The following is a 25558-nucleotide window of genomic DNA, read 5'->3' on the forward strand; positions in this document are numbered from 1 at the left end:
AGGGCGGTCAGGGCGGGATGGAGTCGGCTGGCGCGGGCGGTGCGGGTCTCACCGGCGCGTCTCCCGGGTGGTGAACTTGCCGTGTATCAGGCGGCTTTGGCGAAGTCCGCGCCCTGTGGAGGCGGGGGCAGGAGCGTTGCCGGGTCGCGGGTGAGGTGGGCGGTTTCCCGTGCGATGCGCCCGGCGTCGGCAGCCGACAGGTAGGGGGTTCGGACGCGGAGGAATCCGACCCGCTTGGGCGTGAGCATCGACGCCACGCCGACGTATTCGGGGTCCTGGAGCAGGAGCGGGCTGGCGTCCGGCCAGTTGCGGATGTCCTCCCCCAGCGCCGCCACGGCCGCGTCGGTCGTGCGCTGCGCGAAGGAGAGGCTGACGGAGCAGACGTCCCGGATCGACGTGGGCAGCGCGTCGCCGGTGACCTTCTGGGTGGCGAGGATGACCAGGATGCCCGCGCTACGTCCCTGGCGTACCAGGTGTTCGACGAGCCGCACGTTTTCCGCTGCGAGCGCTGCGCGCTTCTTCGTCTGCGGGTCGCTGCCCTTTTGCTCGCGGAAGAAGGTGTACGCCTCGTCGATGACGAGCACCAGCCATGGCCAGGTGGCCGAGGGGCCGACCTGCCACATGTTCTGGGTGCCCAGCATGGCGCGGGAGTGCTCGGTGCGGCGGGCGTGCAGGTCCACCATCTCGCGGAAGAAACGATTCGCCTCTTCCAGGTCGCTGCCCACGAAGCGGAACAGGCGGTCGGCGAGGTCGGTGTAGTCGCTCTGCGCGGCGGCGGAGGCTTTGCCGTCCACCACGGCGAACTGCACCGCGTCCGAAGGCGCAAGGCGTGCGATGAAGGAGTTGATCAGCGAGGTCTTCCCGTATCCGGGGAGTCCGCCGATCGTCATGCCGGGCACCTCGTTGAGCGGCTGGAGTACGGGGGCGGCGTACTCATCCGTGCCCACCGGCCAGGTCCACAGATTTTTGCCCGTCGGGGCGTCGCCGGTGGGGGTGTAGTCGACCGGCCGGGTCAGGGGATCGGTGTGGACGGCCCGCAGGACCAGCCATCCGGGCTTGTCGACCTGTACGGACACCCGAGGGCATTTCCAGGTGGCGGCCAGGTAGGGGGCCGCTTCGCCGAGTTCGGCGGGGCCGATGCCGGGCAGGGTTCGCATCCGGATCGTCACGCCCACGCGGTCCACGCGGGTGCGGATGGCCGGGGCGATCACCCTCGGCTCCGGGCGCCCGTTGGGGGCGGTGAGCTGTCCGGCGGTGGTCGGGGTCCGGTCGGTCACCGTCAGGTTGTGCAGCCGGGCCGTCCGCTTCCAGGAGCGGCGGATACGGCGCCGAAGGCGCAGGCTCGCCCGCGTCATGGGGTCCGCCAGGAGGTAGCGGGCCAGTCGGTAGAACATCACCGTTCCCCAGACCACGGCGAACAGCGCGAGCAGGCCGGCCGCGACGTACGCGGGAGCGTTCGACAGGTCCGTCACGACGCCTCCCTCTGGCGGTACAGGAAGCCGTGCAGGGCTCCGGCGAGCCGGGTGTGGTCGATGACGGACCGCACCACGGGGAACCCATGGTCGGGAAGGGTGTCGGCAGCCGCGCCGACGAGCGAGACGATCCGCAGGTCATCGCCCTCACGCGGGGGCAGCGGATAGCGATCCCCGGCAGCGTCGTGGTGGGCGTCCTCGGGATCGTCGAGGAGAAAGGCGGAGAGAGCGACGCTCAGGAGGAGAGCGTCTGTCTCCGTCTCGATGACGGGGAAGCCGTGCCGGGGAAGGAGTCGGCCCACGTCGCGCAGCAGGAGGGGGAATTCGGGACCGTCGGGCAGGGACGGTATCGGGTAGGCGGAGCGGGGAGACGAGTCGTGCAACGTACGGAGCTTTCGGTGAGTGGGTGGGGAGGGAGGTGCGGCGGGCCGCCCGGCCGGAGCCAGGGGTGGGGGCCGGGCGGCCCTCCGGGAGTGGGGTGGGGTCAGCGCTCGCCGTAGAGGAAGCGGTAGAGGTGCATCCCCAGCGCGGACTGGTCGCGCAGGTCGTCAACGGCCGGGAAGCCGTGGCGCCGGATGACCCAGCCCACGTCGGCGATCAGCTCCGGCGAGAACCGGTCGTCGCATTCCTCGGGGCGGGGCACCGGATACGCCGGGTAGGCCGGGCGACGGGCGGTCGTGGAGGGCGAGTTGGGTGCGGTCACTTGGTGTTCTCCGTCTTCTGGATCGGGGTGGAGGGCTTCACGGCCGAAGCCGCCACGGCCGGGGAGGACGCGGGCACGGCAGCCGTGGGCGAGGAGGCGGGGGCGGAGCGTTCGACGGCGGTGGCGCGGTAGGCGATGCCTTCGGACAGCTGGCCGTTGCCGCGGGACTGGACCCACGGAATGGCGACCAGGCCGACCGGACGCACGTGGGTGCCCAGCGCCAGGTCATCGGGGATCTGCGAGGCCGGAACGGTCACCTTCAGCACGTCGGCCGCGCCGTTGCGCATCTCCAACAGGCCGACGGTCTTGAGGACTTCACCTGTGGTGCGGTCCGTCGCAGGCTGGTTCGTCTGCATGTTGATCTTCACGTCGGTCGCCGTGACCGCCATGAATTCACTGTCTTCGGTGGCGTAGGGAATCTGCCGGAAGGGCATGTGGAGCCTTTCGTTAAGGGCCCGCACCACCCGGAAAAGGGTGCACGGGATCAGCACCACGACATTGGGCACAAAGCCCGGCACCGTGGAAGCGGGAAGGAAGAGGGCGGGGCGGAATGCCCCTAGAAGTTGTGACGGTTGTACCGCGCACGGACCACTGCGCGCACTCAGCGCATCAGGGCCAGGAAGATCGTTATCTCTGCAACACACTCCTTGGGTCGGCACGGAACAGGACGGTCAGGCAGCGACCGGACTCAGGATCTGATGTAGGCACGAAATTCCCCAGTCCGGGTTCTCCTGGTAAAGGCGGCCCTCCAACGGGTGCTCCCTCCAGCAGGGACGAGTGAGACACCGCAGACACACACCTCCTCAAGACAACGGACACGATGAACAGCGCCACACGGAAGCTCCGTCGGCACCAACAAGTCTCCGGAGAATCGGCGGTTTGCCCAACCGCCGATCGTCGGCTATGTTGCGCCGCCCTGTCCGTCCCTGGCCTCGTGAATATGCAAGCAGAAATCCGAGAAAAAGTCCCACCCGTCATTCCCGGAAAACAATTCCGGGAATTAGATTCCTGCATCCCTTCAGCTTGGGGCACACGTCATCTCAACACCCCCCACGGAAAGCCCTGTTGGGGTACCCGAATAGCGATAAGCCCCATGCCACACCCTTCCCTGGAGAGGCTTTCCGGCTGCGCATACGCCGGCGGTTCGACCGACTGGAGAGCAAGGTAGACGCGATTTCCGGCCGCGCCAAACAGCAAGATCAATTACTGATGGGCGCCACTCCCCCATGCCTCACACCGCCGCGAGAGCACGCGCCGCATCGGGCGAACTCAGGGATTCAGGCAATGGCCTATGCGCGGTCTCCGGACAGGGAGGCCCAGGGGCAGGCGTACGCACGGCAAACGCCCCCCAGAGCGAGGCGACAACGCGACGCCGAAACCGGGCGTGCGTTCAAACCGCCTTTACTGGTTCAAGAGCGGTCCGCTGACGCGGCCCGCCGCGCGCCGCCCCCGGCCGCCGCCCGCTCCTGTCTGCGCCCCGCTCGCAACGGCCCGTGACTGGCGCGCGAGAGATACCAAGGCCCGCACGGAGCACTCACGGCGGTTCAGAGGGCGCCCCCCCACAAGCACCGCCCACTGCCCACTCCGGACGGCGAAGCAGTGGGTGCGCGGCCCCAGGGCACCCGGGTCCGAGCCTGCCCGGCCTTGACCGTCTCGGGTCATCAGCAGCAGCGAGGGCCAGCGTCACCGAAAGATGAAATGGGGTGGTGCAGGCCCGCATGGGCTGAGCGCAGCACACGTGACGGGTGATCGCCGATGTGCCGGAGCCTCGTGGCGGGCTTTCGGTGGCTGAGGCCGAGCAGTGCACACCAATCCGACCGCCCCTACGAACGACAACAGCCCCGGCGCCATCGGCACCGGGGCTCGCCGCGAATGCCCCAACCAGATCGCCCACGTACGGCAAGGCTCACGAGGCAGTCCAGCACTGCTTCTCACGGTCGGCAGGCATCTCGGCCCTGTGGTCAGACAGCGTCCACCACGGTGACGTTGCGCAGTTCGCGGTAGACGCGCGACGCGAGCAACGCTCGAAGACTCGGGTCACCGACGCGGCGGAGGGCATCGCGCTCCCCCACCGCCCAACCGTCGCCGGTCAGCCTGTACGGGGCCCCGGAGTAGCCCCAGATGCGCGGGGACCGGACATGCAGGAGAAGGAAGTCCGTGTTCCGCAGGTGGGGGCATTCAGCGAGGGACAGCCGAGCGTGGTCCGCGCACAGCGGCGGCATGGCCGTCACCGAGCCCTCCGGCCAGGTCGGCGGGTCGTAGTCCTTACGCCAGTCCACGAACAGCCAGCCGTCCTTGCTGCGGGGCACCGTGTCGCCGCAGATCTGGCACTTCATCCAGCGCATGGCGACGTACTGCCGCCCCGGGTGCATGGAGTTGAACTGCGGCCGCCCCACGCCGGGCTGGTAGGTCATCCGCGCCCACAGCACCTCGTCACGACCGACGCGGTCCGAGGCACGTTCGTCCTTGTACCCGAGCTTCGGACCAGCCGCATCCCACTTCACATCCAGCATCTCTTCGCTACCGGTCAGTTCCTCCGACCATGCGGCGACGTACGGCACCATCGACGGCTTACGCACCGGGCACTCAGGCACTCCTGGCATCCGCACCATCCCGCACCGCAGCAACGGCCTGCTGGTCTCCATCCGCGCGGGACACCGAGGGCACGGCAGCATGAGCGTCCCGCGCCCCGCCAAGCACGAGAGCGGGCGGCGTCAGTCCGAGAAGCCCCAGCACTGCCACCGCGAGTCCAAGACGGGACGGTTCCTCCTGTCGCGCATGACGCCCACTCACCGCGCACCCCCGACGCCGGCCATCGCGTTCAACGGTGCCCAGGTGAAAAACAACTGCACGCCATGGCTCACGAGGTGACCCGTCTCCGGGTGTCGCAACTCCGGCGTCGGGGAGACGGCGTTCGGCCACCGTGTCAGCACGACACCGACTTCGCCGCGCTCGACCATCCCCCTCACCCGCAGCCAGCCAGGGCGCCCGCACGGATTCGGCTCACCGTAGGGATCAGAGATCTGCTTCGTGATACGGAAGCCGTGCTTCTCGGCGAAGCGCCGACCTTCCTCCACCGCGCGCTGTTCGGCCAGGCCGCGAAGTTGGCCGCGCCGAGTCGCGCAGACGTAGAGCACCGCGTCCATGCCGCCCGTGGTTGTCATGGGTACCTCCTGGAAGCGAGGAGTCGGGGTAGCGGCGCCACCCCCACGGGGAAGAGGGGCGGAGCCGGTCCCTTACTCAAACGGCTTTTGGGGGCCGGTAATTAGGGCGATGAGCTGGGCTTCGTGTCGTCGCACCTAGGGCGATTTGACCTTGCGATTACCAGGTGGGCCGGGAGGGCCGTCCTACTGTGAAGCCATGGCAGCGACGCGTAACCAGGCGCTGACGGCCTGGATGGCCGAGCACAAGCACAGCGCCAACTCCCTTGCGGAAGCCGTCAACCAGGCCATCGGCGAGCTAACGGGACGCCTGGGCGGATTCGACGGCTCATCGGTACGGAGCTGGAAAGCAGGCCGTGTCAGGTGGCCGAAGTCGCTCACCCGCGCCGCCCTGGAGCACGTCACCGGAGTGCCGGCGACGGCTTTAGGGTTCGTTCCGCGAGGCCAGCAGTCGTCTGCTCCAGCGCCACAGGAGGACCCCGTGAATCGCCGCAACTTCCTCGCCGTGGCGGTCGTGGCTTCGGCCACGCCGGTCCGCCGCATCGGCACATCGGATGTGGAACGCCTCAACCGCCGGTTCGCGGACATCATTGCCAGCGATCACCGGCACGGCGGTCAGCTCGCCGTGGAACGCCAGGCCGCTGCCCTCTCGGACGAGGCACTGGCCCTCCAGCAATCAGGAATCGCCAGCCAACGAGTCCGCAGCTACGCCTACGCTTCTGCCGCCGCATTCGCTTCGTCGGCGATGTGGGCAGCCATCGACGGCCGCCGCTTCACCGAAGCACAGCGCCATCTCGACCGTGCCTCCAGCCTCGCCACGCTGTCAGGGGACCAAGCGATCCAATTCCGTATCTGGTCGCACGCCGGGACTCTCTACCGGCACATGGGTCGCCCCTCCGAAGGTCTCGCAGCGAACGACGTCGCCCGGAACCTGCCCATCACCCGTCGCGACCCGCTGTTCGCCTCACTCGGTCACGCCCGGCACGCAGCACTCCAAGGGGCGGCCGGAGACCGGGCCGGCGTAAGGCGATCCCTCGGGCACGCCGAGGAAGCGCTGAGCCGTACACGTCCCGACGAGCCCCGACCGGTGTGGCTGAAGGCGTTCTACGGACCGTCCGAGCTGGACAGTCTCGGTCTCGCCGCGTATCTCGCGCTCGGCAACTGGGAGGAGGCCGAGGCCCGCGCACACCGCTGCATGGGCACGCTCCGTCCGCACATGCACCGTTCGCTCGCCATCACCACAGCGCGACTCGCACGCGCCCAGCTCGGTCAGGGCGACGTCGAACCGGCGGTGAATTCGGCGATGCGCATCCCGCGCGACACCGCCCAACACCCACGCGTCGCCGGAATGCTCAACAGCTTCAGCGTCGATCTCCGCAAGACCGCACCCCACAGCCCCCACCTCCACACCTGGACGCAGTACCAGCGAGAGGCCCTGACATGAACGCCGACACGATCACCCTGCGCCGCTTCACCAAGCTCGACACCGTCACCCGGCAGACCCTTGCCGGCCTGTACGCGAACGTCCGGTCCGAACTGCTGCACCTGCCGAACTACAAGGTCAGCACGTTCACAGAACGCCTAGACCGCCATGCGGCAGAACCAGGCTGGGAAGCCGTCGTCGCCTACGCAGAAGACGAACCCGTCGGCTACGCCTACGCCAACACGATCGAGCCCGGGAACCGATGGTGGGCACGGTTGGAATCCCCAGCGCCGGAGGAGTACACCAGCGGGCCAGCCGTCGCGATCAAGGAGATTGGCATCGTGAAGCCATGGCGCGGCCGGGGCATCGCCCTGCGGATGCACGACTACCTATTGGAAGCCCGCCCCGAGCGCTACGCCACCCTGTTCGTGAACAGCAAGGCCGGAGACGGGAAGGTCCAAGCCCTGTACGCAGGATGGGGCTACATCGTGATCGGGGAGCAACAGCCACTGTCACCAGACGCACCGCGGTTGGCCTGCATGGGGAGGCGGGCCGCCGCCTCTTCGTAAGGCCAGATCCACTCGCCCCTGCTTCAGTAAACCAGGGCGCCAGCGCTTGGTGCGGCCAAATTCCCCCTTCTCCGACTGAGGCGTGACGCAGAAAGCACCGACGCCCCGGAGGCCCGCGATCACACATATCCGCACACGTAATTGGCCGCGGGTAGAGGAGCAGTGATCCTCAACTGTCTCCCCTGCGAAAGAAAGTACCAGTCCCTGAACTATGAAAAGGGCAGTTCATTTGACGCAAGGTGATTGTGATTAAGTCGCTGCTGGGGCTGTCGTTGAGGGACCAGGCTCTGCGGATGTTGTCAATGAGGGTGCGTGCACTGTAGGGAGAGATGGTGAGCTCGAGGCGAGCCTCGGCGAGTCGCTCGCGAGCTCCGTCAGCGCCTTGTGCCGCGGCTTCTCCGCTACGTCGGTCGAGCATAGAGGCGGTGAAGATCTCCAGTAGAGTGAGGGAGAAGTAGCTGTAGGCAGCGGCTTCGTCGATGAGTTGGCGGGCATTGTCGGTGATACCAGCGTGACTCGGCTGAGCACCCGGAGCTTGGTGAGCGAAGAATTCGAGAGCACTCATCAGCGGCTGGTCAAAGCAGAGGCACTGTGAGGTCTTGAGATGTCCGCAAAGCGTGCGGAAGTCGCTGAGGATATCGCTACTTTCCTGCGTCCATTGCTGCTTGCTCAGCAGCGTGCGAAATCCTGCGAGAGTTTCGGAGAGTTCTTCCAGGATGAGCTGGCGGGATAGGTGTGCGAGTTCGTGGGCTTCGGTCTTGGCTTGTATTTCCTCGATCTGCAGGCTATAGCGCAGCAGATCGCGTAGGAGTCCCCCGGAGAGGCTGTACGCCAGGAACACGGTGTGCGGCGTGTGATCCTCTGACCGCTTGCCGAGGATGGTTCCGGCTTCCTCAAGAGTGCATGCCTCGACATGGATGATGTCGTCAAGCGAGCTATCGGTGACATCTCGATGGGGCAAGCCGCGGCGAACAAAGGCTGCACCAACGTCTTCGGCCACCGAGATCAGGTAATAGACGTGGCGGACGCCTAGGACGGCTTTGATCTCCGCTAGGAAGGCCAGGGCCTGAGCGTCGGATCCAAGGCGGTCGACTTCGTCGATGGCGATGAGGACACGCTTCCTTCGACTGGCCAACACGTCGGCGATGCAGGCCAAAAGCTCCCGGAACTCCTCCACCAGGGCGGGGAAGTTGGGCGGAACGGTCGAGACGGACGTGGCATGCGAACCACTTAACGTCATGAGCTCAGCGGTGCCGTTGGTCAGGGTGTTGGTCGTCGTCTGGACGGTCTGTAGGCGGTAGAGGTGGTTACGGCAACGGGTGACGAGCGCGGGTTCCGCGGGGGCGGGCCGCCAACCGGCCGCGCGGGCGAGCAAGGTGCCAGCCACCAGCCCGGCAATTCGGAGGGGGTTTTCCGGGTCGGCGAGCATCGCGCAGGTCTCGGGTGTGCTGATGAGGAAGTACAGAAGGTATGTGCCCAGACAGGTGGCGAGGACCTGGCAAACATCATCGGCGTACAGCGTCCATCGCCCGATCTCAACGCGAGCCATGGTGGTGTTACTCGTAACAAAGGCCCACGCCCACCCGCCGATCAACAGCACGGCCACCAGGCCGGTAACTGGCGGCACATTGCGGACGAGCTGCTGGAGTTGAGAATCGAAGGGCGCGCTCGCCAAGCTGCCTAGGGCGATCACGATACCGAGCATGGCTCCGCATTTGGCCCACAGGCGCCCAAGGCACCGCAGAATCCATGGGTCGTGGCGGGAGAGGAACCAAGCGATGCCGACGATGCTGATCACAACTGCGGTGGCACCGGTGTGTCCGTTCCACACGTCCATCAGCCAGCGTTCAACGGCATCCACCCAGGTCTGCGCCTGGTCGAAAGCCGCCTTCCCGTACTGGGCATACAGGGAGCGGGCGGGCGATGAGACGCCCAGAACAAGGAGCGCGGCAGCCGGCAACGCGAAAAACGACCAAACACCCAGCGCTTTGATCTTGCGGCGCGCGCCCTTCAGGAGCCGATGGAACGGTGACAGACGTGTGAAATCGGGAGCCTGATAGCCCTCGTACGAGATGTAGTCCTGGCACAGGCGCACGGAGAGCGACACCAGGAAGTCGTGCGGGGCATAAGTGGCAGGTGCCTGGATCAGGACACCGAAGTCGGCTTCCTCTGTGGCACTCTCGAGCAGGGTGGACTTGCCCACGCCTCGAGGGCCGCAGACCGCGATGGTGCCCTCGCCCAGGTGGTTGAGCTTGCGGTGCAGCTGCTCCATGGCTTCGGTTCGGACGACATAGCCCGGTGCGCGTGGCGCGCGCAGACCCTTCGATGTCCCCTGCGAGACGAACAGGGAGTCTGGGTCTTCGCCCATCAGATGGCGGATCATGCCATCCATCACAGGCACGACCCCGTCCTTGAGGAGGGTCTCTCCCCACACTGCCGCGTGCCAGCCGAGTTCGGTACGTATGACTACGCACGGGATACCGAGTACTGCAGCGAGGAGGCAGTACCGGAGGTTGAACCACACCGCACTGCCGCTCCAGAACAGAACGAAGACCATTAGGGCTACGCCCCCGAGGGCGAGCACCAGGGCTATGGGGCCGCCGATGATGAGCACGATCAGGACAGCTACAGCCAGCAGACCGCAGACGGCTTTCCAGTTCCACTCGGCCATGTCCACTGCGGCCTGCTGCTTCGCCCGTGCACGTTCCAGATTGACGACAGACCTGTCGTAGTCGGCCCGGTCCAAGCCGCCAGATTGGACATAGGCGGCATTGCGGTACGAAGAGTGCTGCATCCCTTGCAGTACGTCCGCGCGGGAGGTTCCTGGCCTTTTACCCAGCTTTCGGGCCCTGCCTGGGTCATCAAGCGCTGCCTCAACGCACCGTTCATAGATGAGGTCGCGATGAGGCTTTACGAAGTGCTGGAACAGCTGCACCACGGGACGCAGCCAGGGTATGCGCAGAAGCGACAGCAGCATCCGTTGGCGGCCCTCCCTAGACTTTTCAGTTCGCGGATGCTAGCGCCGCCCCAGCGTGAGGAGCAGGTGTAATCGGGAGCGTGGCTGGATCACATCACCGTTACGCAGAGTGTGTCCGATACGCCATCAACTTCTTGCAAACGAGGGGAAGATGAGGCCATGACCTTCTCCTGGAGAATTCCACCGTGGGAGCGCTTCGAGGACTGTACGTACTTGGCCGTGACCCTGATGGATCAGGGGGACGGGCAGTTCCGTTTCACCTCCGAGGGAGTGCGGGGCAACGACGCGATCGAAGCGCTCGCTGACCTGTTGATGACTCCTGGCTCCTTGCTCGGCCTCATGCCGGAATATCCAGCGCTCATCGGCGTGGTCGTGCGACGGGGCATCGATCGCGAGTGGCTGAATGAGCCACCGATCCAGGTTGCCAGAGACCGCCGAGGCCGGTGGGAGGCCGCAGTCAGAGACGTCGAGAACGCAGAGGTCACGGCGTTTACCCCGACCGAGATCACTGGGCTGGTAAGCAGGCTGCGAGCTCAGTACGGCAATGCGAGCTGAGTCCGTACCTGCATCGCCCTCGAGTTCGCCAAGCACAGCCTGTCAGCTGCATCAAAGGGAGTGGAAGTGAACAACGCCGAGGTCCCGCTACGCACGTACGAACACCTGCTCACGGGGTTCGTCTGCCATGAAGGGATCGAGCTTGCCAGGAGTTACGCCGATGGTGGCGTAGCCCACCCGGGAGACCCATTCGGAAACGTATTCGCCTGGCTGTGGGAGACAAACCGCAACAGTGCGGTGTCACTCTTCTCTGACCTTCTGGCCGAAGCGAAGCGGCACGCACCCGAGGCAGGAAAGGAAGTGATGCTGGCCGATTTGGTCAGGGACCTTCGGTTCGCGCTCCACCACACTCCGCTGTCCCACTTCAGCGTGTATCAGAATGTTAAGGAGACCCTGAACGCCGAGGTCCCTGGATACTTCGGCGGTCGCACCAATATCTAGTGGGCCACAGGCGGAACCGGCCACTTCCTCTGGCCCTTCAGACCGAGGACAGGTAGACCGCTACGGACAACTGGGATTGCAGAGGGCCCCTACCGGGGAATTCCCTTCCCTGGCCAGGAGCCCTCTGCCTACAGCGGCTATGACTCTGAACCCACAGCGGCGACACCCCGACAGCGAAGGGCCACAGAGTCACCACGTGACGTAGTGGCCGCAGAGCCGCCGACCGGGGTCAAGTTCGCCCAGGCGAAGCCGCCGTCTCACCCCTTCACGCAGACGACCTGCTTCAGCTTCGCCACGACCTGCACCAGATCCCGCTGCTGCTCGATCACCTTGCCGATCGGCTTGTACGCGCCCGGGATCTCGTCCACGACGCCGGAGTCCTTACGGCACTCCACACCCGCCGTCTGCTGCTCCAGGTCCCGCGTCGAGAACCGCTTCTTCGCAGCGTTCCGGCTCATCCGACGGCCGGCGCCGTGCGAGGCCGAATTGAAGGACTTCTCGTTGCCCAGACCACGGACGATGTACGACTCGGTGCCCATCGACCCCGGGATGATCCCCCACTCCCCACCGCGCGCACTGATCGCGCCCTTGCGGGTCACGAGCAGGTTCATCCCGTCGTACGTTTCTTCGCTGACATAGTTGTGATGGCAGCTGATCACGCCAGGGCGGTACTCGACCGTCCTCATCTGACCTTGACTATCTTCCTGCTGGCAGCTGATGACAGGGTCGAAGGCCGGGCGGGCCTTGCGGAACTCCTTGCGGATGACGTCCTGGAAGAGGGCCATCATCACGGCGCGGTTGTGCTTGGCGTACTCCTGGGCCCAGAAGAGGTCGTTGCGGTACGCGGCCATCTGCGGGGTGTCGGCGATGAAGACGGCGAGGTCGCGGTCGACGAGGCCCTGGTTGTGCGGGAGCTTCTGGGCCTGGCCGATGTGGAAGTCCGCCAGCTCCTTGCCGATGTTGCGGGAGCCGGAGTGGAGCATCAGCCAGACGGCGCCGTCCTCGTCGAGGCAGCACTCGATGAAGTGGTTGCCGGAGCCGAGGGAGCCCATCTGCTTGGTGGCGCGGTCCTGGCGGAAGCGGACCGCCTCGGCCACGCCGTCGAAACGGGACCAGAAGTCGTCCCAGCCGGCCGTCGGGTAGCCGTGCAGGGCGCCCGGGTCGACCGGCTCGTCGTGCATACCGCGGCCGACGGGGATGGCCCGTTCGATGCGGGAGCGCAGGTGGGAGAGGTCGTCGGGCAGGTCGGCGGCGGTGAGGGAGGTCTTGACGGCGGACATGCCGCAGCCGATGTCGACGCCGACGGCGGCGGGGCAGACCGCGCCGTGCATGGCGATGACCGAGCCGACGGTGGCGCCCTTGCCGTAGTGGACGTCGGGCATCACGGCGAGGCCCTTGATCCACGGCAGGGTGGCGACGTTGCGCAGCTGCTGCATCGCGGCGCCCTCGACGGTGGACGGGTCGGCCCACATCCGGATCGGCACCTGCGCACCGGGCAGCTCGGTGTACGACATACCTTCCTCATTCCCCCGAAAAGACATAGAACGCAAAACGCGGACCATCCATGCGATGCGGGACGGTCGGACGGCGCCTGCGGTGAGACGTGCGGTAGACATTGTGTCCATCGCCCGCCGTCCGGCGGCAACCGGATTTCCCGGGCATTCGCAGGAAGGAGCACCGGACGATGCAGCGCAGGTCGTTCGTCCCCACTGCCGCACTGGCGGCCGTCGCGGCACTGACCGTCGGCCTCGCCGGCTGCTCGGGCGGCTCCTCCGCCACGGGCGGCGCCGACGAGAAGGGCGGTGACCCGGCGGCGCTGGCGCAGTCCGGTCAGCCGGGCCGCTACTCGACGCTCCCCGACGCCTGCCGGCTGCCCGCCGAGTCGACCGTACGGTCCCTGCTGCCCGGCGACGGCAAGCGGTTGACCGGCGAGGAAGCCGCGCAGGTCTACGGCGGGCAGGCCGATGTCACGTACGACACGGACCGCCGCGTCGGCTGCCGCTGGAAGCGGGAGTCCACCGCCGGGACCCGGCATCTGACCCTCGACATCCAGCGGGTCGTCTCGTACTCCACGAAGACCAGCGACGACGACCGGGCGCGGGAGCTGTACGGGGAGCGGGCGCTGGCCGCGGGGGTGCCGCAGGAGGGGACGGAGTCCGCGCCGCCGAGCGACGCGCCCAGTTCGTCCTCGGAGCCCGGGAAGAAGGACGGCAAGGGCGGTAAGGACGGCAAGGACGGCGGGACCGAGGCGCGGCGGGCGGCCGGTGACGCCGCGGGCGGGGTCCGGGCGGACGGCGGCTCCGGCGGCAAGGGCAAGGACGGCAAGGGCGGCGCGCCGAGCGGTTCGCCGTCCACCGGGACCACCGCGCACACCCTGGACGACCTCGGTGACGCGGGTTTCCTCCAGGACGCGCTGGCCACGGCGGACTCCGGGGTGCACCGCGACATCACTGTGGTGTTCCGCACGTCGAACGTGATCGTGACACTCACCTACGACCAGTGGTCGACCGACAAGACGCGGGTCCCCGAAAGCGGGGAACTGCAGGACAAGGCCCATGCGCTGGCCGAGGAGCTGGCCGACTCGCTCAGCGAGTAATGCGCCCTTCGCGGTGATTGATCCTTCTGTCGGCTTGTCGCCGAACAGTCCGTTTCGCCAGGTGATCTACGGGGCGAATCGTCCGCGCGCCACGTACGGTGCGGTCTAGGGTCTGTCGCCGTACGCCCTGGTCCGGACACCGCCGGTGCCGTACGTTCCGGCGCACCGGAACGGCCTTGATGTGCCGGAACAACGACGAACAGCGAAGGAACCATGCACCGTTCATCCAAGCGACTCGCCAGCATTCTCGCCTGCGCGGCCGTACCGGTGATGCTCGTCGCCGGTTGCTCCGACTCCGGCTCGAAGGACGCCGCCGACGCCTCGGACTCCGCGTCGTCCGCCACCTCCGCGGGCAAGGCGTCGCCGAGCCTGGCCCCGGCGAAGTACGCGAAGCTGCCCGACCCGTGCACGGTGTTCTCCAACGGCACGCTCAAGCAGCTGCTGCCCAAGCCGAAGAACGACGCCGGTGAGAAGGGCAAGAGCTCCGACCCGAACACCAGCGCCACCTGCTCCTGGTACAGCTCGAAGTCCGAGGGCGTCGACGGCAGCCAGTTCCGCTGGCTGGACGTCAGCTTCAAGCGGTACGACTCCGAGGCGGCGGTGAACGCCACCGGTGAGAAGCGCGCCGAGGAGTTCTACGCCAAGCAGGTCGAGCTGGCGAAGGCCACCAAGGACGCCACGAAGGTGAAGTCCGGCGCGGTCGACGGCACCGGCGACGCGGCGACCTGGATCACGTACAACATGAAGAGCAAGGGCAACGACTACCGCAACCAGACGGTCGTGGTCCGCGCCGCCAACATCGTGCTGACGCTGAACTACAACGGCGCCGGGCTGGCCGGCGGGGACACCCCCGACGCCAGTGACCTGCTGAAGGACGCGGAGAAGGCGGCCAAGGAGGCGCTGGAGGCGGCGACCGGCAAGCCCGCCGCCCCGGACGCCTCCGAGAGCGCCGGCGGCAAGCCCACCGACAAGGCCGAGAAGGACGAGAAGTCCAAGGACGGCGACAAGTCCGAGGACGGCAAGTCCGACGGCAAGGACGCGAAGGACGGCAAGGACGCCAAGGGCGCGGACGACTCCAAGGACGCCAAGAGCTGACGCCTCACGGCCCGCCCCCGTACGCGACGGCGCCCGCCACCCCCGAGGGGATGGCGGGCGCCGTCGCGTACGGACCGCGTACCGGCCGGGTCAGCCGCCCAGCAGCGTGCGGACGCGATCGGCGCCGACCGCGAGCAGCAGGGTGGGCAGCCGCGGGCCGGTGTCCTTGCCGACCAGCAAGTGGTACAGGAGCGCGAAGAACGTCCGCTGGGCGACCTTGATCTCCGGCGGCAGCTCCTTCGGCGTGGCATCCGCCGCGAACCCGGCCTGCACCTTCGGCACGCCGTACACGAGGTGCGTCAGGCCGTCGAGCGACCAGTGCGTCTCCAGTCCGTCGAGCAGCAGCCGCAGCGAGGCGCGCGCCGCGTCGTCCAGCGAGCCCAGCAGCTCGGCGTCCGGCTCGGCGCGGACGATGGTCCGCTGATCGGCCGGGACCTGGCTGGTGATCCAGTGCTCGGCGCGGTCGAGGCGGGGCCGGACCTCGTCGAGCGAGGTGACCGGGTGGGCCGGGTCCAGGTCGCTGAGGATGCGGCGGGTCTGCTCGTCGTGGCCGGCGGTGATGTCGGCGACGGAGGCGAGCGTGCGGTACGGCAGCGGACGCGGCGTCTTCGGCAGCTCACCGGCGGCGGTGCCGACGGCACGGGCGTACGCGGCGGCGTCCGCGGGGAGCGCGGAGCCGTCGGCGACCTTCGCGCCGAGGCGGTCCCACTCGTCGTACAGCCGCTGGATCTCCTGGTCGAAGGCGATCTTGAAGGACTGGTTGGGGCGGCGGCGGGCGTAGAGCCAGCGCAGCAGCTGCGGCTCCATGATCTTCAGCGCGTCGGCCGGGGTCGGCACGCCGCCCTTGGACGACGACATCTTGGCCATCCCGCTGATGCCGACGAAGGCGTACATCGGGCCGATCGGCTGCGTGCCGTCGAAGATGCCGACGATCTGGCCGCCGACCTGGAACGACGAGCCCGGCGATGAGTGGTCGACACCGGACGGCTCGAAGATCACGCCCTCGTAGGCCCAGCGCATCGGCCAGTCGACCTTCCAGACCAGCTTGCCGCGGTTGAACTCGGCGAGGCGGACCGTCTCACCGTGGCCGCAGGCGCAGGTGTACGTCAGCTCGGTGGTGGCGTCGTCGTAGGCGGTGACGGTGGTGAGGTCCTTGCCGCACCCGGCGCAGTACGGCTTGTACGGGAAGTAGCCCGCGCCGCCGGCGCTGCCGTCGTCCTCCGCGGCGGCGCCGGAGCCCTCGGCCGCCTCCAGCTCCGCCTCGTCGACGGGCTTCTGCGACTTCTTGGCGGGCGCCTTCTTGGTGCGGTACTGCGCCAGGATCGCGTCGATGTCGCCGCGGTGCCTCATCGCGTGCAGGATCTGCTCGCGGTAGACGCCCGAGGTGTACTGCGCGGTCTGGCTGATGCCGTCGTATTCCACGCCCAGCTCGGTCAGAGCGGCGGCCATCGCGGCCTTGAAGTGCTCGGCCCAGTTCGGATACGTGGAGCCCTTGGGCGCCGGGACGGAGGTCAGCGGCTTGCCGATGTGCTCGGCCCAGGACTCGTCGACGCCGTCGACGCCCGCGGGGACCTTGCGGTAGCGGTCGTAGTCGTCCCAGGAGATCAGGTGCCGGACCTGGTGGCCGCGGCGGCGGATCTCGTCGGCGACGAGGTGCGGGGTCATGACCTCGCGGAGATTGCCGAGGTGGATCGGGCCGGAGGGCGACAGGCCGGAGGCGACGACGACCGGTTTGCCAGGCGCGCGACGCTCCGACTCGGCGATGACCTCATCCGCGTAACGGGAGACCCAGTCGGCTGTCTCGGTGCTCTGAGCCACGGTCGGCCCTTCCTCTTCTGCGCTCACGGCGCTCTCCGCGCTGCGCGCTGCGTTCGTTCGCTCACGGTTGCTGTGCCGGGCACGCGCCCGGTTCCCCCATTCTCCCAGACGGAAAACCGATGGAACCGCCGTGGAATACTGACCGCAAACCCTTTACCGACAGATCAACTTCCCTGATCGCCTTCAACGGAACGGCAGCACCCCATGGCTTCGGTCCCCTCCCTCGCAGCTACGGTCCACCAGCGCGTCGCGGACGCCCTCTCGGCAGCCCTGCCGGAGGCCGGCCCCGCCGACCCGCTGCTGCGACGCAGCGACCGGGCCGACTTCCAGGCCAACGGCATGCTGGCGCTCGCGAAGAAGCTGAAGGGCAACCCGCGGGAGCTGGCCGGGAAGGTCGTCGGGGAGATCTCCGCGCCCGAGCTGATCAAGGACATCGAGGTCTCCGGCCCCGGCTTCCTCAACATCACCCTCAGCGACGAGGCGATCGTGACGACGCTGGCCGCCCGCGCCGCCGACGACCGGCTGGGCGTTCCGTACGCCGAGCAGCCCGGCACGACGGTGATCGACTACGCGCAGCCGAACGTCGCCAAGGAGATGCACGTCGGCCACCTGCGGTCCGCGGTGATCGGCGACGCCGTCGTGCAGATCCTGGAGTTCACCGGCGAGAAGGTGGTCCGCCGCCACCACATCGGCGACTGGGGCACCCAGTTCGGCATGCTCATCCAGTACCTCATCGAGCACCCGCAGGAGCTGGACCACCAGGCCGCCGAGAAGCCCGAGGAGGCGTCGCAGCAGGCCGGTGAGGCGGCGATGTCCAACCTCAACCGCCTCTACAAGGCGTCCCGGGCGCTCTTCGACTCCGACGAGGAGTTCAAGGACCGGGCCCGCCGCCGGGTCGTCGACCTCCAGGCGGGCGATGAGGAGACCCTCGCGCTGTGGCAGAAGTTCGTCGACGAGTCGAAGGTCTACTTCTACTCCGTCTTCAACAAGCTCGACATGGAGATCCACGACGCCGACGTGGTCGGTGAGTCGGGCTACAACGACATGCTCGCCGAGACCTGCCGCCTGCTGGAGGAGTCGGGCGTCGCGGTCCGCTCCAACGGCGCGCTCTGTGTCTTCTTCGACGACGTCAAGGGCCCGGACGGCAACCCCGTCCCGCTGATCGTCCAGAAGTCCGACGGCGGCTTCGGCTACGCCGCCACCGACCTCTCCGCCATCCGCGACCGGGTCGGCGAGCTCGGCGCCGACACCCTGCTGTACGTCGTCGACGCCCGGCAGTCGCTGCACTTCAAGATGGTCTTCGAGACGGCGCGCCGGGCGGGCTGGCTGAAGGACGGCACCACCGCCCAGCAGCTGGCGTTCGGCACCGTCCTCGGCGCGGACGGCAAGCCGTTCAAGACCCGCGCGGGCGAGACGGTGCGGCTGGTGGACCTCCTCGACGAGGCGATCGACCGGGCGGCGGCCGTCGTCCGGGAGAAGGCCCAGGACCTGACGGAGGAGGAGATCACCGAGCGCGGCGCCCAGGTCGGCATCGGCGCGGTGAAGTACGCGGACCTGTCCACCTCCGCCAACCGCGACTACAAGTTCGACCTCGACCAGATGGTCTCGCTCAACGGCGACACCTCGGTCTACATCCAGTACGCGCACGCCCGGATCAAGTCGATCCTGCGCAAGGCGGGCGACGCGGCGCCCGCCGCCCACCCGGAGCTGGCGCTGGCCCCGGCGGAGCGGGCGCTCGGACTGCACCTGGACCAGTTCGCGGAGACCGTCGCGGACGCCGCCGCCGAGTACGCGCCGCACAAGGTGACCGCGTACCTCTACCAGCTCGCGTCGCTCTACACGACCTTCTACGACCAGTGCCCGGTCCTGAAGGCCGAGACGCCCGAGCAGGTGGAGAACCGCCTCTTCCTCTGCGACCTGACCGCCCGCACCCTCCACCAGGGCATGGCGCTGCTGGGCATCCGCACCCCCGAGCGCCTCTGATCCGTCCCGCGCCCGCCCGGCGCACCGTACGGCCCCGGTTTCCCGCCGGGGCCGTACGCGTCCTCGGGGCCGTCCGCGGACGGCCCGGGTCAGCCCGCCGCCGGCTCCGCCGGAGCGGTACGCGGACGGGTCGCGGGGGCGGGGCGGCCCCAACTCGACTGCAGGGCGCAGTTGGTGAGGTCGGCGGCGGGTCCGGAGAGCTGGGACCCGGCGCGCCAGATGGCCCGCAGCCGCCGGCGCAGATCGACGTCCTCGACGGCGACCTCGCGCAGCCGCCCGCCCCGGATGTCGTCGCTGATCGCGAACCGGCTGAGGACGCCGACGCCCTGCCCGGTGAGCACCGCCGTACGGATCGCGGCGGTCGAGGCGAGTTCGAGACGGGGCGCGGCGGAGCCCGCCGCCCCGGCGCGGACGAGGGCGTGGTCGAGGGTGTCGCGGGTGCCGGAGCCCTTCTCGCGGGCGATGAGCGGGGTGGCGGCCAGTTCGGCGGCGGTGAGCGGGCGGCGGCGCCGGGACCAGGGGTGGCCGGGCGCGACGACGAGGACGAGGTCGTCGACGGCGACGACCCGGGCGTGCAGTCCGCCGGTGGTGCGCGGGCCCTCGATGAAGCCGAGGTCGGCGGCGCCGTGCAGCACGTCCTGGGCGACCTGCTCGGAGTTGCACATCCGCAGCGCCACCCCCGTCCGCGGTGAGCGCAGCCGCAGGTCGGCGAGCCACCGGGGCAGCAGGTACTCCGCGACGGTCAGGCTCGCGGAGACGCTGAGCTGGGAGTCGTGGCTGCGGCGCAGGGCCGCGACGCCGGTCTCCAACTGGTCGGAGGCGCTGAGGACTTCGCGGGCCCAGTCGGCGACCGCCACGCCCTCGTCGGTGAGCCGACAGCCGCGCGGCGAGCGGACGACGAGGGTCAGCCCGAGGTGCCGCTCCAGCCGTTTGATGCGGTTGGTGACGGAGGGCTGCGCGACCTGCAGGGCCCGCGCGGCGCCACCGATGCTGCCCTGGTCGACGACCGCGAGCAGCATCTCCAGCGACCGCAGGTCCGTCCTCATAGCGTATTGGCCGTCCATAGCACAAGTCTATGGGTGCATAGGGGGTTGGTGGCTACCGCGAGGTGTCCCCCGATCGGACGATCAGGGCATGCCCTCTCTTGACGGGACCGCCCGCCCCGACCACCGCAGCGACCCGGAACCGGCCGCCACTCCCCTCCCGCCGAGCGCCGCGCCGCCCTCTTCGGAACGGCCCGCGCCCGGTGCCGGCAAGGGCTCCGGGTGGCTCGCCCACCACGGACCGGGGCTGGCGGTGGTCGTCGTCGGCGTCGCCGTCTCGTACGGGCTCAACCGGCTCGTCCCGGCGGTCAGCGCCCTGACGATCGCGGTGCTGCTGGGCGCGCTGGCCCGCAACACCGGGCTGCTCGGCGACCGGGTGCTGCCCGGCGCGAAGCTCGCCACCAGGAAGCTGCTGCGCACCGGCGTCGTCCTGCTGGGCCTCCAGCTCGCGCTCTCCCAGGTGCTCCAGCTCGACCCCGGGGTGCTGCTGGTGGTCGCGGTGACCGTCGCCGGGACGTTCGCCGGGACGATGTGGCTGGGCCGCCGGCTGGGCGTCCGCCCCGGCACCACCCTGCTGGTCTCCACCGGCTTCTCGATCTGCGGCGCCTCCGCCGCCGCGGCGATGGACGCGGTCAGCGACAGCGACGAGGAGGACCTCGCCACCGGCGTCGCCCTGGTGACGATCTTCGGCAGCCTGGCGATCGTGCTGCTGCCGCTGCTCCAGCACCCGCTGGGCCTGTCCGACACCGCCTTCGGCGTCTGGTCCGGTGCGAGCGTCCACGAGGTCGCCCAGGTCGTCGCCACCGCCTCGGTCGCCGGGCCCGCCGCCCTCGCCGTCGCCACCGTCGTCAAGCTGACCCGCGTCGTCCTGCTCGCCCCCCTCATCGCCGGCTACAGCGTCCTCCGCCGCCGCAGGGGCACCGCCGACGCCACCGGCAAGCGCCCTCCCCTGGTCCCGCTCTTCGTCCTCGGCTTCATCGCGATGGTCGCCGTCCGCAGCTCCGGCGTCCTGCCCGCGTCCGTCCTGACCGCCGCCCAGACCCTGACCACCCTGCTGCTGGCCGGCGCCCTCTTCGGCCTCGGCACCTCGGTCCACCTGATGTCACTGATCCGCACGGGCGCCCGCCCGGTAGCCCTCGGAGCCGGCTCGACGGTGCTGGCGGGGGCGTTGTCGCTGGCGGGGATCTGGGCGTTCACGTGAGGGGACGGGCCCTGCAGGCATCCCCCCGGCACAACCGCGGGGCAGCGGAATTCGCTGCCCCGCTTTTCCCTTCACGCACCAAAAACCAACCAGCAAGAACCTTTTGACAACACAAGGGAACCTCTTTAATATCACTGGGCACCCAAGGTCGCATCAAAGCGCCCTGGAAAATATCCCCACGGGGGGGAATCAGTGTTAAAAAAGAAAAGAGTTGCGGCAGTCATCGGCATAAGCGGCGCTTTTCTCCTCGCCGCCGCACCGGCCGCCTGGGCGAACTGGACCAGCTCCATCAAGGACGGCGGGGACGGCTTCGAGTCCCGGCGCTGGGCCGACGGTTCCTACTCACAGCTCTGGTGGAAGGGCTGCTACGTCTCGGGGTCGGGGTCCACGTCCCACAACGCGGACATCCGGTACTACCGCGACCTCCCTTTCCAGCCCGACCCGGGCTACGACGAAAAGCGTTTCACCGCCTGCTTCAACTCGTCGGACAGCTCCATGGGCGAGTGGCACAATCTCCCGAGTGGAAATTACTACTTCGCCATCACGGGCGTGAGCAACAAAGCCGGAAATGCTTACGTCGATGTGGAAAAAGTCGCCGTCGACACCAGTGCGGCTGATAAATAGCAGCGATTTCGGGGAACTCGCCGCCACACCACCGGAAATGCAGAAGCACGGTATGCGGGCCGCCGCCACCTTGAGAATCCGGCGGCGGTCCGTGGCCGGCCCGGGACCGTCGAAGCCGTGCCGGCTCACCGGCGCCCGGAGGCACGGGCACCGCTCCCCATCGGAGAAACTTTGAGATTCTTACTGCGGTTCCGCAGCAGCAGCGCCGCATGGGGCGCCCTCTTCGCCATCCCGCTGACGTCCTTCTACTTCTTCGTCACCGTCCTTCCGGTTGTGGATGACGGCCTGCGCTACGCGCCGCGTGCCGTCTCCCTCTCGCTCACCCCCATGTACGCGTTCGCGTACGCCATGGCATCGTGCCTGGGTGCCTGGGAGAGCGGGCGGCTCAAGGAGTACGGGGTGTGGGACCTGGCTCCGGCCCGGTCCCGGTACCGCGTCGCGGCCGAGGTCCTGCTGCCCGTCGTCTGCGCCGCGTCGCTGACTCTCACACTTCCGGCGGCGCTGGCGCTCGTCGCCGCCGGGGCCACTCCCACCGCCGGGAGCCTCAAGCCGCTGCTCATGGCCGTGGTGCTCTGCGCCGCGCACGCCGTCATCGGGTTCGGTGCCGGGCAGCGCGTCCCCCGCTTCATCTCCGCACCTCTGCTCGCGGTGGCCGTGTGGATCCTCGTCGCCTTCTCCCACAGCACGACGGATTACCGGCCCCGCCATGTGGCCGGGCAGTTCCCGGGCGACCTCATGTTCGGTGAGGAGGCGACGTGGCTCTCGCTCGCACCGCCGCTGTTGTTCACCGGAGGAATCGGCCTCGCGGTGGCGGCCTTGTGGCTTCCCGTCCGGCGTGGCCTGCTGCGCCTCGTCCCGGCCGCCGCCCTCGCGGTCGTACCGGCCGCGGGCGCCTTGCACCTCGTGGGCGACTGGGACCACAACCCACCGCTGGCGACCGGCCGCGGCGCGATGCGCTGCGCCGGAACGGCACCCGAGGTGTGCATGCCGCGGGAGCGGTCGGAGCATCTGGAAGCCGTGCGGCGCACCGCCGTGTCCGTCCTCGCGGACTTCGCCGCGGCGGGCATCCACCGCTCACCACGGCGCATCACGGACAGCATCAACCACGGGCGTTTCGGCGGACGTTCCCGGCACGGCGAGTGGCAGATCCCGCTCTCCGCCGCGGCCGCCACCGGACAGGCCCGCGCACTCCTCACCGACGCCGCCGTCGGACTCGGCTGCCGCCGCCCCTCCCCCGTTCTGGCGACCGCCCTCTCCTCCTGGGCAGCACGTACCACCGGCGAGGAGTCGGCCCTGCGCCACCGGCAGTCCGAAGAGAAGGCCCCGGACGCCCGGAGCGGACGGAAGGCGGCGGAGACGCTGCTGCGGAGGGTGTACCGCGAGCCCGCCGCAGAACAGGCCCGCTGGTTCGAGGAAAGCCGCCGTCAGGCGTGCCACGGCGGCGGGTGACGGAATTGCTCTGGTGGCTCAAGGCACGCCGCGCCCTGATCGTCCTCCCGGCTGCGCTGGCCGCGTATCTGCTGTACGTCCTGGTGTCCCGCAACGCCTTCGTCGCGCTGCCCTCGCTCGTCGGCGGGAGCAACGTGGTGCTGTCGTCCTTCGCCCCCATGCCTGTCGTGGCCGGACTCGCCGTCGTGCTGTCCGCCCGGCTGCCCGCGGCCGAGGTCTCGGGTACCCGCCGCGTCGCCCGATGGGACACGACGCTGGTCACAGCCGTCGTCATGACAGCTGTGCTCCTCGGGCTGCTGCTCGTGCCCGTCACTGGCACCACACAGGCGGCGGCCGCCGGGCGCAACACCGCCTTCCTCGCCGGGCTGTTCCTCTGTGCGCGGGCCGTCACCGGCCCGCGCGGCGTTCTCGTTCCGGTCGCCTGGCTGATGGCCGTCGTCCTGCTGGGATTCCGTGCTTCGGGCGACCCGTATCCCTGGACCGTGGTGCCCGAACCGCCCGGCGCCCCGCACGCCGCCCTCGGGGCGGCCGCACTGTTCCTGGCCGGGATCGCGACCCTGCCGCGTATGTCGAGGAAGCTGTCATGACCCTGGAACTGACTGCCTGCACCTATTCCTACGGCCGCCGCAAGGCCCCCGTCCTGCGGGACTTCGACTTCCGGCTGCCGGAGGGCCTCACCATCCTGCTCGGACCCAACGGTGCCGGAAAATCGACGCTGCTCAAGCTGGCGGCGGCCGTGGTGCAGCCGCGCTCCGGCAGCGTCCGTCTGGGACGGCTGTCCTCCCGCAGTGCGGCGTACCGAGCCGCCGTCGCCTGGATGCCGCAGCACATCACCGCCATGCCCGGTCTCACCGCGCGGGAATACGTCGCCTACGTGGGCTGGCTGAAGGGGTTGAGCCGCAGCGACGCGTGGGACCGGTCCGCCGGAGCCCTCGCCGCCGTCGAGCTCGGCGAGCGGTCCGGTGTCCGCACCGACCGGCTCTCCGGCGGGCAACTGCGTCGCGTCGGTGTCGCAGGCGCGCTGGTCCACGACGCCCGGGTCCTGCTCCTCGACGAGCCCACCGCCGGCATGGACCCGCACCAGCGGCGCGTCTTCCGCACCCTGCTGGGCGGGCTGACCGACCGTGTACGAGTTCTGCTCTCCACCCACGACGTCACCGACCTCGCCGAAGAGGCCGGCCATGTGGCGGTCCTGCACGACGGCCGGCTCCTGCACTCAGGCACCACCGCCGCGTTCCTCGCTCACGCCCCCCACGGGAGCGCCCCGGCCCGTGCGGCGGAAGAGGCATACACAGCCCTGCTGGGCGCTTACGCCGCTCCTTGATCCGCCGACGCACCGGCCCGCGTGCCCGCGGTGGCGGGCCACCGCACCGGCCCGCCGTCACGAAGCCGACGACACCGCCGCCGCCTCCGCCCACAGCGCCGCCGTCAGCTCCCCCGCCGGGACGGCCCGGGTGCCGCGGTGGTTGACGCCCGCCCACAGGCTCAGGCCGTGGGCGTCGCCCGCGGCCGCGGCGGCGGCCCGCAGGGGCTTGGTGAGCTGGTTGACGAGCGGGTAGGCGGCCGGGGCGGTCGCGTCGTGGTCCTCGATGAAGCGGTTGCGCAGTCCGCGGGCGCAGCGGCCGGAGAACGCCCGGGTGACGGCCGTGGCGGTGAACTCCGGACCGGTCAGCGCCTCCCGGTACGCCGGGTCCGTACCGGCCTCCGGGGTCCGCAGGTACGCGGTGCCCAGCTGTGCCGCCGTCGCCCCGGCGGCCAGGACGGCCGCGATGTCCGCGCCGGTCGCCAGGCCGCCGGCCGCGATCAGCGGCAGCCGGGTGCCCGCCGCGACGGCCGGCAGCAGCGCGGCCAGCGGCGTCGGGTCCGGCTCGGCGTACGGGTCGAAGGTGCCGCGGTGGCCGCCCGCCTCCGGGCCCTGCACACAGAGCGCGTCGGCGCCCGCCGCCTCGGCCCGAGCCGCCTCGGCGGGCGTGGTGACCGTCACGACCACCCGGCTGCCCGCCCGCCGCAGCGCCCCGGCCACCTCGGCGGGCGGCGCGCCGAAGGTGAACGACACGACCGGCACCGGGTCCTTGGTCAGCAGCGCGATCTTCTCGTCCCAGAAGTCGGTGTCGTCCCGGTCGGGCTCGGGCAGCGTCACCGAACGGCGCGCCGCCTCCGCCGCCAGCTCCGCGCGGTACGGCGCGACCGTGTCCGGGTGCGGGACGTCCTGCGGGACGAAGACGTTGACCCCGAACGGCGCGCCGGTCCCCGCCCGCACCCCGGCGATCTCCTCGGCGAGCCGCGCCGGGGTCTTGTACCCGGCGGCGAGGGTGCCGAGGCCACCGGCCCGGCTCACGGCGACCGCCAGTGCGACGGAACCCGGGCCCCCGGCCATCGGCGCCTGCACGAGCGGGATACGCAACTGGGACAGGTCGAACACGGTGGCTCCTTCGGTGCGGGGCACGG

Annotated in this window: 23 protein-coding genes; 12 read left to right on the forward strand and 11 right to left on the reverse strand. The window is 69.2% G+C overall.

The window, feature by feature from the left end:
* Positions 1-86: 86 nt before the first annotated feature.
* The 6 genes from ACZ4M8_RS22460 to ACZ4M8_RS22485 form a co-directional block, all read right to left on the reverse strand.
* On the reverse strand, positions 87-1472 hold the full coding sequence (locus ACZ4M8_RS22460) for an FtsK/SpoIIIE domain-containing protein (protein ID WP_467609911.1): 1386 nt from the start codon (positions 1470-1472) through the stop codon (positions 87-89).
* Complete coding sequence (locus tag ACZ4M8_RS22465; RefSeq protein ID WP_467609913.1) at positions 1469-1855, reverse strand: hypothetical protein; 387 nt, start codon at positions 1853-1855, stop codon at positions 1469-1471. The genes ACZ4M8_RS22460 and ACZ4M8_RS22465 overlap by 4 nt, the downstream gene beginning before the upstream one ends.
* A 101-nt stretch (positions 1856-1956) precedes the next feature.
* Positions 1957-2175 (reverse strand): hypothetical protein, encoded by a 219-nt coding sequence (locus ACZ4M8_RS22470; RefSeq protein ID WP_467609915.1) that lies wholly within the window; start codon positions 2173-2175, stop codon positions 1957-1959.
* Complete coding sequence (locus tag ACZ4M8_RS22475) at positions 2172-2681, reverse strand: hypothetical protein (RefSeq protein WP_467609917.1); 510 nt, start codon at positions 2679-2681, stop codon at positions 2172-2174. Before ACZ4M8_RS22475 ends, ACZ4M8_RS22470 begins: the two co-directional genes overlap by 4 nt.
* Positions 2682-4136: 1455 nt before the next feature.
* Positions 4137-4778 carry a hypothetical protein gene (locus ACZ4M8_RS22480; RefSeq protein WP_467609919.1) on the reverse strand — a complete coding sequence of 214 codons (642 nt, stop codon included), beginning with the start codon at positions 4776-4778 and terminating at the stop codon, positions 4137-4139.
* Between the two features lie 186 nt (positions 4779-4964).
* Entirely contained in the window at positions 4965-5339 is a 375-nt protein-coding gene (locus ACZ4M8_RS22485; RefSeq protein WP_467609921.1) for a hypothetical protein, read from the reverse strand.
* 196 nt (positions 5340-5535) lie between these two features.
* Here ACZ4M8_RS22485 and ACZ4M8_RS22490 point away from each other — a divergent pair, with 196 nt between their 5' ends.
* Entirely contained in the window at positions 5536-6780 is a 1245-nt protein-coding gene (locus tag ACZ4M8_RS22490; protein ID WP_467609923.1) for an XRE family transcriptional regulator, read from the forward strand.
* Positions 6777-7328: a GNAT family N-acetyltransferase gene (locus ACZ4M8_RS22495; RefSeq protein ID WP_467609925.1), complete on the forward strand. Its 552-nt coding sequence runs from the start codon at positions 6777-6779 to the stop codon at positions 7326-7328. Before ACZ4M8_RS22490 ends, ACZ4M8_RS22495 begins: the two co-directional genes overlap by 4 nt.
* 169 nt (positions 7329-7497) lie before the next feature.
* Here ACZ4M8_RS22495 and ACZ4M8_RS22500 read toward each other — a convergent pair whose 3' ends face one another.
* The gene (locus tag ACZ4M8_RS22500) at positions 7498-10305 is read right to left on the reverse strand and encodes a hypothetical protein (RefSeq protein ID WP_467609927.1); all 2808 of its coding nucleotides are present in this window, start codon (positions 10303-10305) and stop codon (positions 7498-7500) included.
* A 159-nt stretch (positions 10306-10464) separates the two neighbouring features.
* On the opposite strand from ACZ4M8_RS22500, the gene ACZ4M8_RS22505 reads away from it, so the two are divergent.
* Entirely contained in the window at positions 10465-10860 is a 396-nt protein-coding gene (locus ACZ4M8_RS22505; RefSeq protein ID WP_467609929.1) for a hypothetical protein, read from the forward strand.
* Positions 10861-10926: 66 nt separating this feature from the next.
* Positions 10927-11301, forward strand: coding sequence for a hypothetical protein (locus tag ACZ4M8_RS22510; protein WP_467609930.1), 375 nt, complete (start codon positions 10927-10929; stop codon positions 11299-11301).
* Positions 11302-11558: 257 nt separating this feature from the next.
* Here the strand turns inward: ACZ4M8_RS22510 and ACZ4M8_RS22515 are convergent, their stop codons facing one another.
* Complete coding sequence (locus tag ACZ4M8_RS22515; RefSeq protein ID WP_467609932.1) at positions 11559-12815, reverse strand: RtcB family protein; 1257 nt, start codon at positions 12813-12815, stop codon at positions 11559-11561.
* A 170-nt stretch (positions 12816-12985) separates the two neighbouring features.
* Between ACZ4M8_RS22515 and ACZ4M8_RS22520 the strand changes: the two genes are divergently transcribed.
* Positions 12986-13897, forward strand: a complete 912-nt coding sequence (locus tag ACZ4M8_RS22520; protein ID WP_467609934.1) for a hypothetical protein — start codon at positions 12986-12988, stop codon at positions 13895-13897.
* A gap of 213 nt (positions 13898-14110) precedes the next feature.
* Positions 14111-14992 (forward strand): DUF3558 family protein, encoded by an 882-nt coding sequence (locus ACZ4M8_RS22525; protein ID WP_467609936.1) that lies wholly within the window; start codon positions 14111-14113, stop codon positions 14990-14992.
* 90 nt (positions 14993-15082) lie between these two features.
* Here ACZ4M8_RS22525 and lysS read toward each other — a convergent pair whose 3' ends face one another.
* Entirely contained in the window at positions 15083-16837 is a 1755-nt protein-coding gene (gene lysS / locus ACZ4M8_RS22530) for a lysine--tRNA ligase (protein ID WP_467609938.1), read from the reverse strand.
* A gap of 177 nt (positions 16838-17014) precedes the next feature.
* Between lysS and argS the strand changes: the two genes are divergently transcribed.
* Positions 17015-18793: an arginine--tRNA ligase gene (argS, locus tag ACZ4M8_RS22535; RefSeq protein ID WP_467609940.1), complete on the forward strand. Its 1779-nt coding sequence runs from the start codon at positions 17015-17017 to the stop codon at positions 18791-18793.
* A gap of 89 nt (positions 18794-18882) precedes the next feature.
* On the opposite strand, the gene ACZ4M8_RS22540 is transcribed toward argS, so the two are convergent.
* The gene (locus ACZ4M8_RS22540) at positions 18883-19857 is read right to left on the reverse strand and encodes a LysR family transcriptional regulator (RefSeq protein WP_467609942.1); all 975 of its coding nucleotides are present in this window, start codon (positions 19855-19857) and stop codon (positions 18883-18885) included.
* A gap of 70 nt (positions 19858-19927) precedes the next feature.
* On the opposite strand from ACZ4M8_RS22540, the gene ACZ4M8_RS22545 reads away from it, so the two are divergent.
* The 5 genes from ACZ4M8_RS22545 (at position 19928) to ACZ4M8_RS22565 (ending at position 24434) form a co-directional block, all read left to right on the forward strand.
* Positions 19928-21037 (forward strand): YeiH family protein, encoded by a 1110-nt coding sequence (locus ACZ4M8_RS22545; RefSeq protein ID WP_467609944.1) that lies wholly within the window; start codon positions 19928-19930, stop codon positions 21035-21037.
* A 192-nt stretch (positions 21038-21229) separates the two neighbouring features.
* Entirely contained in the window at positions 21230-21661 is a 432-nt protein-coding gene (locus ACZ4M8_RS22550) for a hypothetical protein (protein ID WP_467609946.1), read from the forward strand.
* A 171-nt stretch (positions 21662-21832) separates the two neighbouring features.
* Positions 21833-23110, forward strand: coding sequence for a DUF7224 domain-containing protein (locus tag ACZ4M8_RS22555; RefSeq protein WP_467609948.1), 1278 nt, complete (start codon positions 21833-21835; stop codon positions 23108-23110).
* Entirely contained in the window at positions 23107-23697 is a 591-nt protein-coding gene (locus ACZ4M8_RS22560; RefSeq protein WP_467609950.1) for a hypothetical protein, read from the forward strand. Before ACZ4M8_RS22555 ends, ACZ4M8_RS22560 begins: the two co-directional genes overlap by 4 nt.
* Positions 23694-24434 (forward strand): ABC transporter ATP-binding protein, encoded by a 741-nt coding sequence (locus tag ACZ4M8_RS22565; protein ID WP_467609952.1) that lies wholly within the window; start codon positions 23694-23696, stop codon positions 24432-24434. The genes ACZ4M8_RS22560 and ACZ4M8_RS22565 overlap by 4 nt, the downstream gene beginning before the upstream one ends.
* A gap of 57 nt (positions 24435-24491) precedes the next feature.
* Here the strand turns inward: ACZ4M8_RS22565 and ACZ4M8_RS22570 are convergent, their stop codons facing one another.
* Entirely contained in the window at positions 24492-25532 is a 1041-nt protein-coding gene (locus ACZ4M8_RS22570; RefSeq protein WP_467609954.1) for a nitronate monooxygenase, read from the reverse strand.
* Between the last annotated feature and the right edge of the window lie 26 nt (positions 25533-25558).

It is taken from the genome of Streptomyces sp. NPDC027185, assembly GCF_055567035.1.